Here is a 16,123-nt window from a genome sequence, read left to right as displayed (position 1 = left end):
CAGTTGGCATGATGTGTGCTTACTAGTACCGATAAGCAATCTGAGCATAGGCAGGTTCTTTCTGCCTCACTAAATATAATGAGAAATCAGGAGTTAATTGATGAACCGGTTCGTCATTGCAGATCCTAAAAAATGTATCGGCTGCCGCACCTGTGAAGTCGCCTGCGTCATGGCTCACCGTGAAGACAGCGAACTTCACAACCTGTCCAAAGACAACTTCACCCCGCGCATTCACGTCATTAAAGGGGAAAACGTCAGTACAGCGATCCTGTGTCGCCAGTGCGAAGATGCCCCTTGTGCCAACGTCTGCCCGAATGGTGCCATTACTCGCCAAAAAGACTTCATCTATGTGTCACAGGAAAAATGTATCGGCTGCAAAACCTGCGTGGTGGCTTGCCCATACGGCACCATGGAAGTGGTCACTTCTCCGGTCGTTCGTCAAAATGGCGCCTCTGCCATGATGGTTTCGTCTAAGGCCGAAGCCAACAAATGCGACCTGTGCCATACCCGCGCTAATGGCCCTGCGTGCGTTGAAACCTGTCCCACCAATGCATTGAAGCTTATTGACCGCAATGCCATGCAAGACATGATCAATGAAAAACGCCGCCGTGCTGCGCTCGATACCACAATCGATTTCATGTTCTAACGGTTTCACATTTTAACGCTTTCATCTCATGCAGTTTTAAATCCTATTGATTGAAGTTGCCGTTGACTGGCTGCAGCTTCAAAACCAAAAGGCTTGATTAACAACCATTCATTATCCCCGGTTCGGGGTAAGGTCTCGTTATGAATTCACCTACAGTGAATAACTCAATCGTTGTCAATAATCTCGACGTTGTGAAAAGTAAAGTCGTCACCGTCTGCCCCTACTGCGGCGCAGGATGCAAAATCAGCCTCTGTGTTGAAAACGGTAAAATAGTTCGTGCCGAAGGCGCAAACGGCGTCACCAATCAGGGTGAGCTTTGTCTGAAGGGCTATTTTGGCTGGGATTTTCTCAACGATACAAAACTGCTAACGCCGCGCTTGAATGAGCCAATGATCCGCCGAGAAAAAGGTGGAAAATTTGAAGTCGTCTCTTGGGATGAAGCCATCAGCTATACCGCGCAGCGCCTAAAAGAAATCAAACAAAAATATGGCGCGAAGTCGATCATGCATACCGGCTCCTCACGCGGAACAGGTAATGAAACCAACTATGTGATGCAGAAGTTTGCTCGTGCCGTTACCGGCAATAACAACGTTGACTGCTGTGCGCGAGTCTGCCACGGCCCGTCGGTTGCTGGCTTGCAGCAAACGCTGGGCAACGGCGCCATGAGCAACTCCATCACCGATATCGAAAACTCCAAATGCCTGCTGGTCTTTGGCTATAACTGCGCAGATTCCCACCCTATCGTGGCGCGTCGCGTGATTAAGGCCAAAGAAAAAGGTGCCAAAATCATCGTTTGCGATCCACGCAAAATAGAAACGGCGCGCATTGCCGATCAGCATCTGCAAATGAACAACGGCACCAATATGGCGCTGGTGAATGCCTTTGCTCACGTCCTGATTGAAGAAAATCTTTACGACAAAAGCTATGTGGCTAATTTCACCGAAGGCTTCGAGGAGTATCGCCAAATCGTTGCCGACTACAGCCCAGAAGCCGTCGAAAAACTGGTTGGCGTTCCCGCCGAAGATATTCGCCAAGCTATGCGCACCTACGCAGCGGCACCTTCCGCCACCATTATGTGGGGGATGGGCGTCACTCAGTTTGGACAAGCCGTTGACGTGGTGAAAGGCCTATCCGGTTTAGCGTTACTGACCGGCAATCTCGGCCGTCCTGACGTGGGCGTTGGCCCTGTACGTGGTCAAAACAACGTACAAGGGGCCTGTGATATGGGCGTATTGCCTAACGAATTCCCGGGCTATCAGTCGGTGACAAACCCAGAAATTCGCGCCAAATTTGCCAAAGCGTGGGGCATCAATGTGGACGATATGGACCCTAATATCGGCTATCGCATTACTGAAGTGCCGCACTTAGCCCTTGAAGGCAAAGTCAAAGCCTACTACATCATGGGCGAAGATCCCCTGCAAACCGAAGCCGACTTAGGTCTGGTGCGCAAAGGCTTTGACGCCTTAGAGTTTGTGGTGGTGCAAGACATCTTCATGACCAAAACCGCTGAGCAGGCCGACGTTATTTTACCGGCTACCAGCTGGGGCGAACACGGCGGGATCTTCTCCTGTGCCGACCGCGGATTCCAACGTTTCGGAAAAGCCATCGAGCCGAAAGGCAACGTTAAACGTGACTGGGAAATTATCAGTCTGCTGGCCACAGAGATGGGCTACCCGATGCATTACAACAGCAACGAAGAGATCTGGGATGAACTGCGCGAGCTGTGCCCGCTGTATTACGGCGCAACCTACGAGAAAATTGGGGAAATGGGACACGTACAGTGGCCATGCCCAACGCTCGATCACCCCGGCACGCCTTATTTGTATAAAGACAACCATTTCGATACCCCAACAGGAAAAGGTCAACTGTTCGCAACCGCGTGGCGCGCTCCGGCCGAGATCCCTGACGAAGAGTTCCCTCTGGTACTGTGTACCGTGCGTGAAGTAGGCCATTACTCATGTCGCTCCATGACCGGTAACTGTGCCGCGCTGCAAACATTGGCCGATGAACCGGGCTTTGTGCAGATGCATCCTGAAGACGCTCAGCGTATGGGAATTTGCGATCAGCAAATCCTATGGGTGGAATCTCGCCGTGGCAAAGTGATCTCGCGCTGTAACTACAACGAACGCATCAATAAAGGTGCCGTTTACATGACGTATCAGTGGTGGATTGGCGCGTGCAACGAGCTAACTCAGGATAATCTGGACCCCGTATCTAAAACGCCAGAAACCAAATACTGTGCGGTACGCGTTGAGCCTATCATCGATCAGGATTGGGCGGAGAATTACGCCTCTCAGACCTATAACGAAATGAAATCGCGCCTGCGTCATCATGTTGAAGACGCTGAACGCATGATGGTTCGTGCTTAATTTTTAGCTCTTTTACTATCACCTCTCTCTTTATGGGAGAGGTGATAAAGAAAATACTCGCTTTACTAATCCTTTTTGCACACACGCTGCCCCACATCAAAGATGTTTATCGTTTAAATACGGAAAATAGTCATCTTTGATATGACGTAGTCTTCAGGAGCCACCTTGAGTCACAACGCAATCTTGCTGAGAGTAAAAGGCAAAGTCCAAGGTGTTGGTTTTCGTCCGTTCGTCTGGCAACTGGCTCAACGACTTAAGCTGCAAGGCGAAGTGAGTAATGATGCCCAAGGCGTATTAATCGCCCTACGTTTACCCGCAGATATCGCACACTTCTGTCACCTTTTACGTCAGGAATGCCCACCGCTGGCGCGCATTGACACGATCAGCAAACAAGAATGGCTCGGCGGTGATCTGCCTCATGAGTTCTGCATTATTGAAAGCGGTCAGGGTCAAATGGACACCCAAATTGTGCCCGATGCCGCCACCTGCCCAGAATGTCTGCGCGAGATGAACGATCCGGCCAACCGCCGTTTTGGCTATCCGTTTATTAACTGCACCCACTGCGGGCCACGATTTACCATTATTCAGCGTATGCCATACGATCGCCCTTTCACCGCGATGGCAGTTTTTCCGCTGTGTCCGACCTGCGATCAGGAATACCGAAATCCCGCTAACCGGCGCTTTCATGCCCAGCCGACGGCCTGTGCCGCCTGCGGCCCCCATCTGTGGAGCTGTAATAGCGCTGGTGGGCAGCCTTTTATGGGTGCCCATGCGTGGAAGGAAGTGATCGACGTACTGCTTAACGGCGGCATTGCAGCCATTAAAGGCATCGGCGGATTCCATCTGGCCTGCGATGCATCCAACCCACACGCGGTACAACTTCTGCGCCAGCGTAAGCACCGACCAGCCAAGCCTTTAGCCGTCATGTTACCCAATGAAAGCTGGGTGCGTGCCTATTGCCGAGATAACGTTGCAGACGACTTACTCAAGCTGCTGAGCAGCCCTGCCGCCCCCATTGTGTTGCTGCAAAAATCTACCTTGGTATTAGATGACATTGCGCCGCAATTGGATGAGGTTGGCGTCATGCTGCCGTCGAACCCCGTGCATCATTTATTGATGCAAAAAATGGGGCGTCCCTTAGTGATGACATCGGGCAATGCCAATGGTTTACCTCCCGCATTGAGCAACTCACAGGCGCTACACGATCTGGCCGATATCGCAGATATTTGGCTGCTGCATAACCGAGATATCATCCAACGCGTTGATGATTCAGTGATTCGTTGGCAACCACACGGTAGCGAAATGCTCCGCCGCTCACGAGGCTATGTACCTGATGCTATTGATTTACCAGAGAGTTTCCAATCGTTGCCTGCCGTAGCCGCTGTCGGTGGCGATCTGAAAAATACGTTTTGTCTGTTAAAAGGCAATCGGGCCGTACTCAGCCAGCACCTCGGTGATTTAAGCGACGAACGCGTACAGCAGCAGTTCAACCAAACATGGAAATTGCTGCACCAAATCTATCAGTTTAGTTCAGAAGCGATCGCCTGTGATATGCATCCGGCCTATGTCAGCACCCAGTTTGCTCTGCAACAGGCGCAAGAACTGAACCTTGAATGTTTACCCATTCAGCATCATCACGCGCATCTTGCAGCCTGCATGGTTGAGCATGGTATTCCTTTAGATACGCCGCCGCTGATTGGGCTGGCGCTTGATGGTATTGGTTTTGGCGCAGATAACACCCTTTGGGGCGGTGAGTGTTTACGGGTGGATTATCGCCAAATGCAGCGCTTGGGCGGATTACCCGCCGTTGCACTTGCAGGTGGTGATTTGGCCGCTCGTCAACCGTGGCGAAACCTGCTGGCACAGTTGCTACGTTTTGTTCCCAACTGGCAAAGCTACCCTGAAGCCAAATTTATTCTTTCTCACCCTTGGCAAGTTTTGCAGCGGGCGATTGAACGCGGACTCAATAGCCCACTGGCGTCTTCCACAGGAAGATTATTTGACGCGGCGGCCGCGGCATTAGGCATTTGCCCTGAAGCAATCAGCTTTGAAGGTGAAGCCGCCTGTCGATTAGAAGCCTTAGCCCAGCAGGCTCAGGAACGGCACCCGCCGGTATCATTGCCGCTGGATGCACACAATAATCTCGATATGGCCGCTTTCTGGCAACAGTGGCTCCGTTGGCAGGCCACACCGGAAGATCGCGCCTATGCATTTCATTATGCATTGGCTCACGGGCTCGCAGACTTAGTGCGGGTTCACGCAAACGTAGAAAACTGCCGCACGATCGTGATGGCTGGCGGAGTCTTACATAACCGCTTGTTACGCCAACTGTTACAGCAAAATTTGGCTGAATTCACGCTGTTACTGCCGCAAGCATTACCCGCTGGAGATGGTGCTCTGGCGTTAGGACAGGCGGTCATTGCCGCCGCTCAGCGATGGGATGCGAGGGCGATCGCAAAGGCGTAAATGTTGCGCCATCACTATGCTATCAATCAGCCATCTAATGACGGTAATCAAGGTGCCACGGTGTGTATTCACCGAGGATATGCCCGCCATAAAAAATAAGATAACCACTATGCATGAACTAACCCTATGCCAGAGCGCATTTGACATCATCGAACAGCAGGCTCAAGCCAACAACGTGAAGCGCGTAACCGGTGTATGGCTGGAGATTGGCGCACTCTCATGTATTGAAGAGAGCGCCGTACATTTTTGCTTTGAAATCGTCTGCCGTGGCAGCGTGGCCGAGGGATGTGCGCTGCACATCACCACCCAACCAGCTCAAGCCTGGTGCTGGGATTGTAGTCAGGCCATTACCGTATCAGCGCATGACGCAGGATGCCCACATTGCCAGAGCCATAATCTGCGCGTGGACAGCGGCGACAGCATGCAAATCAAACAAATCGAAATCGAATAGTTTTCGGGAGAGAATTTATGTGTACTACTTGCGGTTGCGCGGCTGGCGAACAGCGCATTGAAGGCGACGATCATCACGATCACAACCATCATCATGAGCACGGGCACCATCACGACCATCACCATGGTCATGAACACGGGCATGATCACAGCCACGAACATGGTCATCATGAGCATGAGCACGCTCATCACCATGGGCATCAACATCAGCACGCGCAGGATGAACACCCTCAGACCGTCGTCGTGCACCACCATTATCATCACACCGGCGACGTACATCATCATCACTATAACTACGTACTTGCCTCTGATGCTGAACTGCATCTTCACGACCACAAGCATAAACACAAGAATAAGAGCAAAAATAAGCACGCAGAAAAGCGCCTAGAAAAGCATCTCGATAAACACGACGAAAAATTTACGCCAGAACAGCAAGATAACGATCTGCACTACGGTAAAGGCGAGGCAGGTAGCCATGCGCCCGGCATGACCCAACGCCGTATGCTGCAAATTGAGCAAGACGTTCTCGGCAAAAATAACCATCTGGCCGAGCACAACCGTGAGCATTTTACCCAGCAGCATATTGCCGCACTGAATTTGGTCTCAAGCCCTGGCTCAGGCAAAACAACGCTGCTAACGGAAACCCTCAAGCGCATTGCCGATCAATACAGTTGCGCCGTGATTGAAGGCGATCAGCAAACGACCAATGACGCAGAGCGTATTCGCGCAACCGGCGTTCCGGCTATTCAGGTGAACACCGGTAAAGGCTGCCACTTGGATGCACAAATGGTGCACGACGCGATGCATCGCCTGAATCTACCAGACCGCAGCCTGCTGTTTATTGAGAACGTTGGGAACTTGGTGTGTCCAGCTAGCTTCGATCTTGGCGAACGTCATAAAGTTGCCGTGCTGTCCGTTACCGAAGGCGAAGACAAACCGCTGAAATATCCGCATATGTTCGCGGCCTCTTCACTGATGATTATTAATAAAATCGATCTGCTGCCGTATCTGCACTTTGACGTTGAAGCCTGCATTGCCAATGCAAAACGCGTTAATCCACAGATCACCGTTATCCAACTTTCCGCCACCAGCGGTGAAGGAATGGATGCTTGGCTTGCATGGTTGGAGACAAACGTATGTGCTTAGGAATTCCAGGTCAGGTCGTTGCCGTTGGCGATGATATTCATCAAATGGCCATGGTTGACGTGTGTGGCGTGAAGCGCGAAGTCAATATCGCGCTGGTCTGTGAAGGCTCACCTCAAGAGATGCTTGGGCAGTGGGTGCTGGTTCACGTTGGTTTTGCCATGAGCATTCTCGATGAAGCCGAAGCCAAAGATACGCTGGATGCGTTAATGGCCATGCAAGAAGTTGAAGAGGACGTGGGCTATTTCCTGCGTAACGGCGAACCCGCTCCTCAGGTCAGTGAAAAGTAAGGTGGTATGAGATATGCAGTTTGTTGATGAGTTCCGCGATCCTGAGCTAGCGAAAAAGCTGGTTCAGCGGATTACAGAACGGGTTCGAACCTTACCTTCACACTGCAAACTTCCTCTTCAACTGATGGAAGTTTGTGGCGGACATACTCACGCTATTTTCAAATTTGGCTTAGATCAGTTGCTGCCACCGGAGATCGAGTTTGTTCACGGTCCCGGATGCCCCGTTTGTGTTCTGCCAATGGGCCGCATTGACGAGTGTGTCGAAATTGCCAGCCAGCCGGACGTGATTTTTTGTACCTTTGGCGATGCCATGCGCGTCCCTGGGCGCCACGGTTCTCTGCTGGATGCCAAACGCAAAGGCGCTGACGTTCGCATCGTTTATTCCCCGTTGGATTCCCTTGCGCTGGCGCAGCAGAATCCAGACAAAGAAGTGGTGTTCTTCGGCCTTGGTTTTGAAACCACGATGCCAAGCACCGCGGTCACTTTGCAACAGGCAAAAGCGCTGGGTTTAAAAAACTTCTCGGTTTTCTGCCAGCACATTACGATCACGCCTACGCTGCGCAGCCTATTGCAGCAGCCGGATGTACGCATCGACGGCTTCCTCGCACCCGGCCATGTCAGCATGGTCATTGGCGCTCATCCCTATGAGTTTATCTGCGAAGATTTCCATAAGCCTTTGGTTATCACCGGCTTTGAGCCGCTCGATATTTTGCAAGCGCTGGACATGCTGGTGGCGCAAATTGCCGAAGAACGCTGTAGCGTAGAGAATCAATACCGCCGCATCGTTCCCGATCACGGCAACGCAATCGCGCAGAAGGTCTTGGATGAAGTATTCGTTACCAAAGAAAGCAGCGAATGGCGCGGTTTAGGCGAAATAGCCCATTCCGGCGTAGGCTTAAGCCCTGCGTATGCTCAGTTTGATGCTGAATTACGCTTCCATCCGCAAGAGCAGAAAGTCGCCGATGATCCCAGAGCGCGCTGCGGCGATGTACTTACCGGTCGCTGCAAACCGGCCGAATGTCCTCTGTTTGGCGTTGGCTGTAATCCGCAAAACGCATTTGGTGCGCTGATGGTTTCTTCTGAAGGAGCCTGTGCGGCGTTCTATCAATATCGTCGTGGGCTTGAATAAGAGAAGGTACGAAGAATGAGTGAATGGTCTAAAGATGATGTGATAACGATGGCGCATGGCAGCGGTGGCCGTGCGATGCAGCAACTGCTTGATACGCTGTTTTTGCCCCTGTTTAGCAATCCCGCTTTAGATGAACGTGAAGATCAGGCGCGTTTGCCGCTAAGTGTTTTCAACCAGCACGGCGATCGCTTGGCCTTCACCACCGATAGCTACGTGATCGATCCAATATTTTTCCCCGGTGGCGATATTGGCAAGCTGGCCGTATGCGGTACCGCCAACGATCTGGCGGTAAGTGGCGCTCAGCCAAAATATCTCTCCTGTGGCTTTATTCTTGAAGAAGGGTTACCGCTGGTCGATCTGGAGAAGATCGTGCGTAGCATGGCGGCGACTGCGCGTGCGGCAAATATTCAGATTGTCACTGGCGATACCAAAGTGGTTCAGCGCGGCGCGGCGGATAAGATCTTTATCAACACTGCCGGTATCGGCGCGATCCCGAACGATATTCACTGGGGAACGTCTGAGATCCAGCCCGGTGACAAACTGATCGTCAGCGGCACACTCGGCGATCACGGTGCCACGATCCTAAATCTGCGCGAGCAGTTAGGGCTTGAGGCTGAGCTCACCAGTGATTGCGCGGTACTGGCTCCGCTGATTGCGCCGCTGCGTAATATCCCTGGCGTTCGAGCACTGCGTGATGCAACTCGCGGTGGCGTGACCGCCATTATGCATGAGTTCGCTAATGCGAGCGGCTGCGGCATCGATGTTATCGAGCAATTACTGCCGGTAAAAAGCGCGGTGCGCGGTATCTGTGAACTCTTAGGGTTAGAGCCGCTGAATTTTGCTAACGAAGGAAAGCTGGTGATAGCCGTTGCGCCAGAGGCTGAACAAGCGGTGCTTGATAGCTTACATCTGCATCCATTGGGTGTGGACGCTGCAACGATTGGCGTGGTGACTGAAGGGAAACAAGTGCGCCTAACCGGAATGTATGGCACCTCTCGTCTGCTAGATTTACCGCATAGTGAGCCGCTGCCAAGAATTTGTTGAGATTCGTGATTGTCCCCCTCCCAACCTCCCCCTTCTCAGGGGGAGGAGCCGATCGAGCTCAGAATTAATATCGAAAACTAAGCTGCTCCCTCCCCTGCAAAGGGGAGGTTTGGAGGGGTTAACCTCCCATTAGCCGATCGAGCGCTGAATTAATATCGAAATCTACACAGCCCCCTTCCCTGCAAAGGGGAGGTGTGGAGGGGTTAACCTCCCATTAGCCGATCGAGCTCAGAATTAATATCGAAATCTACACAGCCCCCTTCCCTGCAAAGGGGAGGTGTGGAGGGGTTAACCTCCCATTAGCCGATCGAGCGCTGAATTAATATCGAACACTAAGCTGCTCCCTCCCCTGCGAAGGGGAGGGTTGGGGTGGGGTAACTCTCTCCTCAGTAAAAGAAGAGAGGTATTAATCACTGAGCGCCTAACTTTCCTACCAGTAATTCTCGTACCGGCTGGTTAGTATTCATCGCTTGATACAAGGTTTCATACAGATCGTGGATTTTATCCAGATAGTGTTCCAACACGGCATCCATCGAACGGTTGTTAACCTTGCCATCAATCTGACCATTCTCATCGATGGTTGAATGGCTAATTTCCACAAAATGATCTTCGCCCTGCTCATCGTTCATGCGCAGGCCATACTGGATCTTTTTGCTGTAAAACTCATCTGCCAGCTTCACTTCAACCATAAAGTGATCAAACACCGTGAAGTTAACGCTGTCACCATCACCGCAGCTGAACTCATGAAAAATCTTCAGCTTGGAAGAGGTTGCGGCTTTGATCAGGCTGCTTTTATACAGAGCCCATTGCGCCATTAATTTTTCATTTTTGTCATGGATATAAAGCGACTTTTCGGTTAATTCGCTGACCTTCATACTTCTTTGCCTCGCTCCACATTGTGGGTTGGAGTGTGTTACCTAGGGCATCGCCCCACTGATTGTTTGACGCTCAATCAGGCCGACATTCGGCAGCGTTGAGCGTTTCAATCACTACAAAAGCATAATCCGTGCCAATAAATAAAATAATTAAATAACCAATGTTATTCAGATAATTACGGGAATTAATCATTCAAAGTGACAAGATAAACAGGCGGGATGGTTCTGGCGAGTGATGACGTTTCGACACTTGTGTCGACACTATGACACGGGCGAAAACACTGAGTTTTCGCCCGTAAGAAGAGAGGTTTTAGTCCTTCGCAGAAATGCCCAAGCGCTGCATGCGCGAAATCAGCGTGGTGCGTTTTAGTCCAAGCCGTGCCGCTGCACCTCGAGGGCCAGCCACAATCCCGTTAGATTCGCGCAGTGCTGCTAAAATACGTTCGCGCTCGCTGGATTCACCGCCCTGTGCGGGCGCGTGTGGCGCTTTTCCCGCAGCCGGTGTCACAGGCCATGAAGAAGGCGTCGCTTGTGCAGGCTTATGCACTAACGGCGGTGACAGGTGGTATTGCAGCTCATTGAGTTGCAAGTTTAATACCGGTCCGCGCGTTAAGATAACGGCGCGCTCGATGATATTTTCCAGTTCGCGGATATTACCCGGCCACGGTAAATCGCACAGCATCCGGATGGTTTCCGTAGGAATACTATCGATGGTGCGATTCATACGTTTAGCAATTTTGCGCGTAAAGAATTTCACCAGCAGCGGAATATCTTCAGGGCGTTCACGCAGCGGTGGGATCACGATCGGAAAAACATTAAGGCGATAATAAAGATCGCTGCGATATTCACGATCCAGCACCATCTGTTTCAGATCGCGATTGGTCGCGGCAATCAGGCGTACATCAACCGGAATAATTTTATTTCCGCCGAGTCGCTCAATTTCTCGCTCTTGTAATACGCGCAGCAATTTCGGCTGAAGCTCAAGCGGGATATCACCCACCTCATCCAAAAATAGCGAGCTCTTATTCGCCAGCTCAAAACGCCCCATTCGCTGTGAGGTTGCGCCGGTATAAGCGCCCTTCTCATGACCGAATAAATCACTTTCCATCAGGCCGCTGGGGATCGCCGCGCAGTTCATCTTAACCATGCGCTTTTGATTGCGCGTGCTGAGGTTATGAATTGCCTGAGCGATCAATTCCTTACCTGTGCCTGTTTCGCCAAGAATCAACACGCTACAGTCGCTCGACGCCACCATTTCAACCTGTTCCAACACGCTTTTAATCGCTGCGCTTTGGCCAACGATTTCACCAAAGTCACTGTCTTGGCGAATTTGTTCGGTTAAATATCGATTCTCGTGCACCAAGCTATCTTTTAGGCGCGATATTTCACCGTAAGCCAGCGCGTTATCTACCGCGATGGCGATACGTGCCGCAATTTGGCGCAGCAGCTTAAGATTATTATCACTGAATATCGCGGGCTGGCACTGCGCTAGCTTCAGAACGCCCAACACTTTATTACCAAAGACCAGAGGCAGTTGGCAGATGGTCTGATGACCAAACGCAAGCATTTGCGCTAGCTGGCGATCCTGCGGAGCGAGGCGCGTGGAGTCCTGCAAATCCATCAGCAACATCTCTTCGCTTTGCACCACCTGTTGGGCAAGAGAACCTTCCAACGGCAGATATTTTTGCTCACGCAGCACCGGCTTTCCACTTTGGTAGCAGGCGACATAGGCTTTAAAGCGATCTTCCTGCTCATCAAAAACGGACAGGCCGATATAGTCGATCCCGAAGAAACGATGGATCTCTTTGGAAACCTCTCCAGCCAGCCCATCAAGATCAAGCTTAGACGTCACGGCATTCGTGACATCCACCAAGATGCGGTAGTGATCGCGCTCGCGGCGCAGGCTCTCTTCCTCAAGCTGAACATGTTCACGCTCAAGAATATTTTCTAATACGCTAGCAACCACTTCGGCCAACGGCTGCGCCAGCGCCAGTTCGCTTTCGCTGAACTGCTGATCGCCGTGTTTAATAAATTCAATACCGCCTAATCTTTGGCGCGGCGTGGTCAGCGGCAGCTGATAATAGACGTTTAAATCACGGTACTGAGCGAGTTCAGACACCTGTGGAAATTGCTGAACAAATACATCGCGTCGGCAACAAATAGGCTGCTGATCGGCCCAGACTTTTCCCCCTGGCCCTTCCGCTAACAACACGTCATTAGAGCACCGCATTTGTTTGCTTTCAGGGTCATAACCGTAGTGAGTAATACGATTATGCAAAGGATCAAGACGCAAAATATTCACGCGATCAAAACGAATAACGGAAAATGACAAGCCGTGAAGAGCCCGCATCAGCTCAAAAAGCGTGCGCTGCGCAAGCAGCGTTTGTGTAGCCTGATGCAGCATATCCTGCCAGACCGGATTCATTCTGGTTGAAGACTGTATTTTGACGGTATTCATAACTGAAGATGATGCGCGTGAAATGATTAGGACCGTTATTCTACGGGAAGCGAAGGTCGGATAGATATGATCTAAACGGTTAAATATGGCAATTAATGCTAATGATATCAGAGTAAATAATAACTATTATTCTTTAAACATGTGCGTCAACAAATTGCTAACGCTCATGAAACTTCTTAGCACTATACCCGAGTAATACAAGTTGCTTGAAGTATGACGAGGACAAGTTTACATAATTTCTAAAGCGAGTAACTCTTCAATCGTCTGACGGCGGCGAATTAAACGTGGCTGATTGTTTTCAAATAACACCTCAGGCAATAGCGGACGGCTATTATAATTTGAAGACATCGATGCACCGTAAGCGCCGGTATCATGGAACACTAAATAGTCTCCGACCTGTGCCGCTGGAAGCGCACGCGTTTCCACTTCCCCCCCGCCTTTTGCGTAAATACGTCGCCGGACTCACAAAGAGGGCCGCCAATAACAGATTCAATCAGCGGTTGTTCGCTCACATCACGCCCGTCTGCTGGCATGAGAGAAATATGGTGATAGCTGCCATACATAGCTGGGCGCATCAGGTCATTAAAACCGGCATCAACCAGAACAAAATGACGGCTGCCCATATTTTTAACCGAACGAACCTGCGCCACTAAAACGCCGGACTCCGCCACTAAATAGCGCCCTGGCTCAATCTCAAGATGTATTGGATGACCAAGATGGCGTGCGATACGTTCGCGAGCGTCGTTCCACAGCGCATAGTAGTTCGACACATTGATAGATTCATCGCCCTGCTGATAAGGGATAGATAAGCCGCCACCCGCTGAAATAGCCTGAATGTCGTGGCCGAGTTCGATCACTTGGCGCGCCATGGTGTCACAAACCTGTGCCAGATGCTGGTAATCCACGCCCGAGCCGATATGCATGTGCAAACCAATCAGCTGCAAATCATAACGCTTGATCAGCGCGAGCGCCTGCGGCAGCTCTTCGAACCAGATTCCGTGTTTGCTGTTCTCGCCGCCCGTATTGGTTTTCTGGCTATGGCCGTGACCAAACCCCGGATTCACACGCAGCCACACCGGATGACCCGGCGAGCGCTCCCCCAGTTGGGTAAGCATGTCGGCTGAACCGGCATTAACCGGAATATTCAGTTCAACAACGCGCGCTAGAGTGGCTTCGTCTAACACATCAGCGGTAAAGACGATTTGGCTTGGATTTCCACCCGGCTGAAAACCAGCCATCAGCGCACGTTCAATTTCACCTAATGAAACCGCATCAACCTTGACGCCTTGTTCATGCATCAAACGTAAAATATGAATATTAGAACAGGCTTTCTGCGCAAAGCGGATCACATCAAATTCACGCAGTTTTTCAATCTGTTGCTTAATAATATCGCCGTCATAAGCCCATACGGGGCAGCCAAAGCGCTGCGGTAGCGCCATCAGATTATCGATATTCAGCGCGGTAGTGTGATCATTTAGGGAACGTGGCATGAGATCCTCTTTGCGGTCAGTCTATTTTTTATGTTGCTTGATGTTGTTCTCCGATTATTGCCACTGCCCATGCCTTAAATAAAATATCTATTTAGGGTAAGTCTATTCATTTATGATATAGGCCGTTCATCTTTGGAGCCCGCTGACCATGCCGCTAACTACGCCGCTGTCTATGCCTGCCATTTCCCTGCGCCAAATCGAAATTTTTCACGCCGTAATGACCACGGGGAATTTGACCGAGGCCGCAGCGCTGCTCAACACATCACAACCCACGGTAAGCCGCGAGCTGGCTCGGTTTGAGAAACTGCTGCAAATGCCGTTGTTTGATCGGGTGCGCGGTCGCCTAAGACCCACTGCGCAAGGGCTTCAACTGTTTGAAGAAGTACAACGCTCCTACTACGGCATCGAGCGTATCGTTGATGCCGCCAAACATATTCGCCAGTTCCAACAAGCACAGCTTTCCGTCGCGTGCCTGCCCGCATTCTCACAGTCGCTGTTACCGAATGTTTGCCGCACGTTTTTGAGTGAACACCAAGACGTGAGTTTGAACGTGATCCCACAGGAGTCTCCTCTATTAGAAGAGTGGCTCTCTGCCCAACGCTATGACCTTGGCCTGACCGAAAACACCTACACGCCGCCCGGTACCGAGCGCCAGACTCTAGCCACGTTCAACGAAGTTTGCGTTCTCCCCAGCGGGCATTCTTTACTCGGCAAAGCTCGTCTGGCACCAAAGGACTTTGAAAACCAGCGCTACATCAGCCTTTCACCTAACGATAGCTACCGTCAGACGCTTGATGCACTGTTTCACCGCGAACAGGTAAACCGCCAAATGGTGGTAGAGACGCACAGCGCCGCATCCATTTGTGCGATGGTTCGCCAAGGCGTGGGTATTTCTATTGTGAATCCATTGACCGCACTCGATTTCGTTGGGCAAGGCGTTGAAATCCGTGCTTTTAGCATTGAGGTTCCTTTCACCGTGAGCTTAATTCTTCCCAAGCATCGCCCGTCATCCGTGTTGGTAAGCGCGTTTATTCGCCATCTTGAAGGCTACATTGCCGAGGTGTGCCAACGCCTCGCTAAACCATCGCGCTGACGCTAAGAATAATCGGTTTTCTCTAGCCACTTTCCCTCTTTGACTATACTGAAAACAGCGACAACGCCGATTTCACCTGATAGTAAGGAGCTCAAATGGCAGGTAAACCACCCTATCCAAGACATGCAGACATTGTAGAAGTAAGAAAAGGTACGCAGGGCGCAACGGAAATTTGGTATGAATTACGAGCAGACCATCCGCGCCCCAATACGCTGATTAGCGAGCACCCAACACACCAAGAAGCGTTAGACGCTAAGCGTCGCTATGAAGATGAAAAGAAAAGATAATATGTTTGTGTTTACACATAAAAAAACTCAGCCAATAGGCTGAGTTTTTTTATGTCATCGTCGGCAATAACACCGTTATTTCGTTAACGCGATAATACCCAACGTTAAACCCGCAACCGCTGCGGCCCCACCGGCAATGGCACCAGCCGTTTCCCAGTTATCCTGAGTCGTGCCCTTCATGCACGTATCGGTATGCACCAAACGACCTTGAGAATCATAGACCGGTACGCAAGGTGAGTTGGTCGCACATCCGGCGAGCAGCGCCGCAACCAACGCTACACCAATTAATTTTTTCATGATATGCCTCGATGAGCGAATGCTCTAAATCTCTATGCTGACGGATAAGACAGTATCACCAGCAAAGATATAAAGTGATGATGAAT

At 51.0% G+C, this 16,123-nt stretch carries 13 protein-coding genes and 1 pseudogene; 10 read left to right on the top strand and 4 right to left on the bottom strand.

Annotated features, from left to right (window positions below):
* Positions 1 to 100 precede the first annotated feature (100 nt).
* The 8 genes from hydN (at position 101) to hypE (ending at position 9,537) form a co-directional block, all read left to right on the top strand.
* Positions 101 to 646, top strand: coding sequence for an electron transport protein HydN (gene hydN, locus CPY98_RS03725; RefSeq protein WP_025801584.1), 546 nt, complete (start codon positions 101 to 103; stop codon positions 644 to 646).
* 140 nt (positions 647 to 786) lie between these two features.
* Positions 787 to 3,015 (top strand): formate dehydrogenase subunit alpha, encoded by a 2,229-nt coding sequence (gene fdhF / locus CPY98_RS03720; protein ID WP_096386406.1) that lies wholly within the window; start codon positions 787 to 789, stop codon positions 3,013 to 3,015.
* Positions 3,016 to 3,180: 165 nt separating this feature from the next.
* Positions 3,181 to 5,481, top strand: coding sequence for a carbamoyltransferase HypF (hypF, locus tag CPY98_RS03715; protein ID WP_096386403.1), 2,301 nt, complete (start codon positions 3,181 to 3,183; stop codon positions 5,479 to 5,481).
* A 109-nt stretch (positions 5,482 to 5,590) separates the two neighbouring features.
* Positions 5,591 to 5,932: a hydrogenase maturation nickel metallochaperone HypA gene (gene hypA, locus CPY98_RS03710; protein WP_025801587.1), complete on the top strand. Its 342-nt coding sequence runs from the start codon at positions 5,591 to 5,593 to the stop codon at positions 5,930 to 5,932.
* A 17-nt stretch (positions 5,933 to 5,949) separates the two neighbouring features.
* Positions 5,950 to 7,077, top strand: coding sequence for a hydrogenase nickel incorporation protein HypB (hypB, locus tag CPY98_RS03705; RefSeq protein WP_096386401.1), 1,128 nt, complete (start codon positions 5,950 to 5,952; stop codon positions 7,075 to 7,077).
* Positions 7,068 to 7,364, top strand: a complete 297-nt coding sequence (gene hybG, locus CPY98_RS03700) for a hydrogenase maturation factor HybG (protein ID WP_025801589.1) — start codon at positions 7,068 to 7,070, stop codon at positions 7,362 to 7,364. Before hypB ends, hybG begins: the two co-directional genes overlap by 10 nt.
* A 13-nt stretch (positions 7,365 to 7,377) precedes the next feature.
* Positions 7,378 to 8,493, top strand: a complete 1,116-nt coding sequence (gene hypD, locus CPY98_RS03695; RefSeq protein ID WP_025801590.1) for a hydrogenase formation protein HypD — start codon at positions 7,378 to 7,380, stop codon at positions 8,491 to 8,493.
* Positions 8,494 to 8,508: 15 nt separating this feature from the next.
* Positions 8,509 to 9,537 carry a hydrogenase expression/formation protein HypE gene (gene hypE / locus CPY98_RS03690; RefSeq protein ID WP_025801591.1) on the top strand — a complete coding sequence of 343 codons (1,029 nt, stop codon included), beginning with the start codon at positions 8,509 to 8,511 and terminating at the stop codon, positions 9,535 to 9,537.
* A 410-nt stretch (positions 9,538 to 9,947) separates the two neighbouring features.
* Here hypE and hycA read toward each other — a convergent pair whose 3' ends face one another.
* The 3 genes and pseudogenes from hycA to lysA all read right to left on the bottom strand — a co-directional run bounded on the left by hycA (position 9,948) and on the right by lysA (position 14,360).
* On the bottom strand, positions 9,948 to 10,412 hold the full coding sequence (gene hycA, locus CPY98_RS03685; protein WP_043491029.1) for a formate hydrogenlyase regulator HycA: 465 nt from the start codon (positions 10,410 to 10,412) through the stop codon (positions 9,948 to 9,950).
* A gap of 310 nt (positions 10,413 to 10,722) precedes the next feature.
* The gene (flhA, locus tag CPY98_RS03680) at positions 10,723 to 12,870 is read right to left on the bottom strand and encodes a formate hydrogenlyase transcriptional activator FlhA (RefSeq protein WP_051874073.1); all 2,148 of its coding nucleotides are present in this window, start codon (positions 12,868 to 12,870) and stop codon (positions 10,723 to 10,725) included.
* Positions 12,871 to 13,098: 228 nt separating this feature from the next.
* A pseudogene (gene lysA / locus CPY98_RS03675) lies at positions 13,099 to 14,360 on the bottom strand (diaminopimelate decarboxylase).
* 172 nt (positions 14,361 to 14,532) lie between these two features.
* Here lysA and CPY98_RS03670 point away from each other — a divergent pair.
* Positions 14,533 to 15,453 (top strand): LysR family transcriptional regulator, encoded by a 921-nt coding sequence (locus CPY98_RS03670; protein ID WP_096388710.1) that lies wholly within the window; start codon positions 14,533 to 14,535, stop codon positions 15,451 to 15,453.
* Between the two features lie 95 nt (positions 15,454 to 15,548).
* Positions 15,549 to 15,740 carry a YaiA family protein gene (locus CPY98_RS03665; protein WP_096386398.1) on the top strand — a complete coding sequence of 64 codons (192 nt, stop codon included), beginning with the start codon at positions 15,549 to 15,551 and terminating at the stop codon, positions 15,738 to 15,740.
* A 75-nt stretch (positions 15,741 to 15,815) separates the two neighbouring features.
* Here CPY98_RS03665 and CPY98_RS03660 read toward each other — a convergent pair whose 3' ends face one another.
* A complete protein-coding gene (locus CPY98_RS03660) occupies positions 15,816 to 16,037 on the bottom strand; it encodes a membrane protein (RefSeq protein ID WP_025801597.1) in 222 nt (73 codons plus the stop codon).
* Positions 16,038 to 16,123 lie beyond the last annotated feature (86 nt).

The sequence above is a fragment of the Hafnia sp. CBA7124 genome, from assembly GCF_002355555.1.
Classification (GTDB): domain Bacteria; phylum Pseudomonadota; class Gammaproteobacteria; order Enterobacterales; family Enterobacteriaceae; genus Hafnia; species Hafnia alvei.
This window is presented reverse-complemented; position numbering and strand designations above follow the sequence as displayed.

What these genes read in the sequence shown, in the direction of transcription:
- hypE (WP_025801591.1), top strand. Translation starts at nt 8,509, where the DNA reads ATGAGTGAATGGTCTAAAGATGATGTGATAACGATGGCGCATGGCAGC.
- hybG (WP_025801589.1), top strand. Translation starts at nt 7,068, where the DNA reads ATGTGCTTAGGAATTCCAGGTCAGGTCGTTGCCGTTGGCGATGATATT.
- hypB (WP_096386401.1), top strand. Translation starts at nt 5,950, where the DNA reads ATGTGTACTACTTGCGGTTGCGCGGCTGGCGAACAGCGCATTGAAGGC.
- hycA (WP_043491029.1), bottom strand. Translation starts at nt 10,412, where the DNA reads ATGAAGGTCAGCGAATTAACCGAAAAGTCGCTTTATATCCATGACAAA.
- CPY98_RS03665 (WP_096386398.1), top strand. Translation starts at nt 15,549, where the DNA reads ATGGCAGGTAAACCACCCTATCCAAGACATGCAGACATTGTAGAAGTA.
- CPY98_RS03660 (WP_025801597.1), bottom strand. Translation starts at nt 16,037, where the DNA reads ATGAAAAAATTAATTGGTGTAGCGTTGGTTGCGGCGCTGCTCGCCGGA.
- hydN (WP_025801584.1), top strand. Translation starts at nt 101, where the DNA reads ATGAACCGGTTCGTCATTGCAGATCCTAAAAAATGTATCGGCTGCCGC.
- flhA (WP_051874073.1), bottom strand. Translation starts at nt 12,870, where the DNA reads ATGAATACCGTCAAAATACAGTCTTCAACCAGAATGAATCCGGTCTGG.
- hypA (WP_025801587.1), top strand. Translation starts at nt 5,591, where the DNA reads ATGCATGAACTAACCCTATGCCAGAGCGCATTTGACATCATCGAACAG.
- CPY98_RS03670 (WP_096388710.1), top strand. Translation starts at nt 14,533, where the DNA reads ATGCCTGCCATTTCCCTGCGCCAAATCGAAATTTTTCACGCCGTAATG.
- fdhF (WP_096386406.1), top strand. Translation starts at nt 787, where the DNA reads ATGAATTCACCTACAGTGAATAACTCAATCGTTGTCAATAATCTCGAC.
- hypD (WP_025801590.1), top strand. Translation starts at nt 7,378, where the DNA reads ATGCAGTTTGTTGATGAGTTCCGCGATCCTGAGCTAGCGAAAAAGCTG.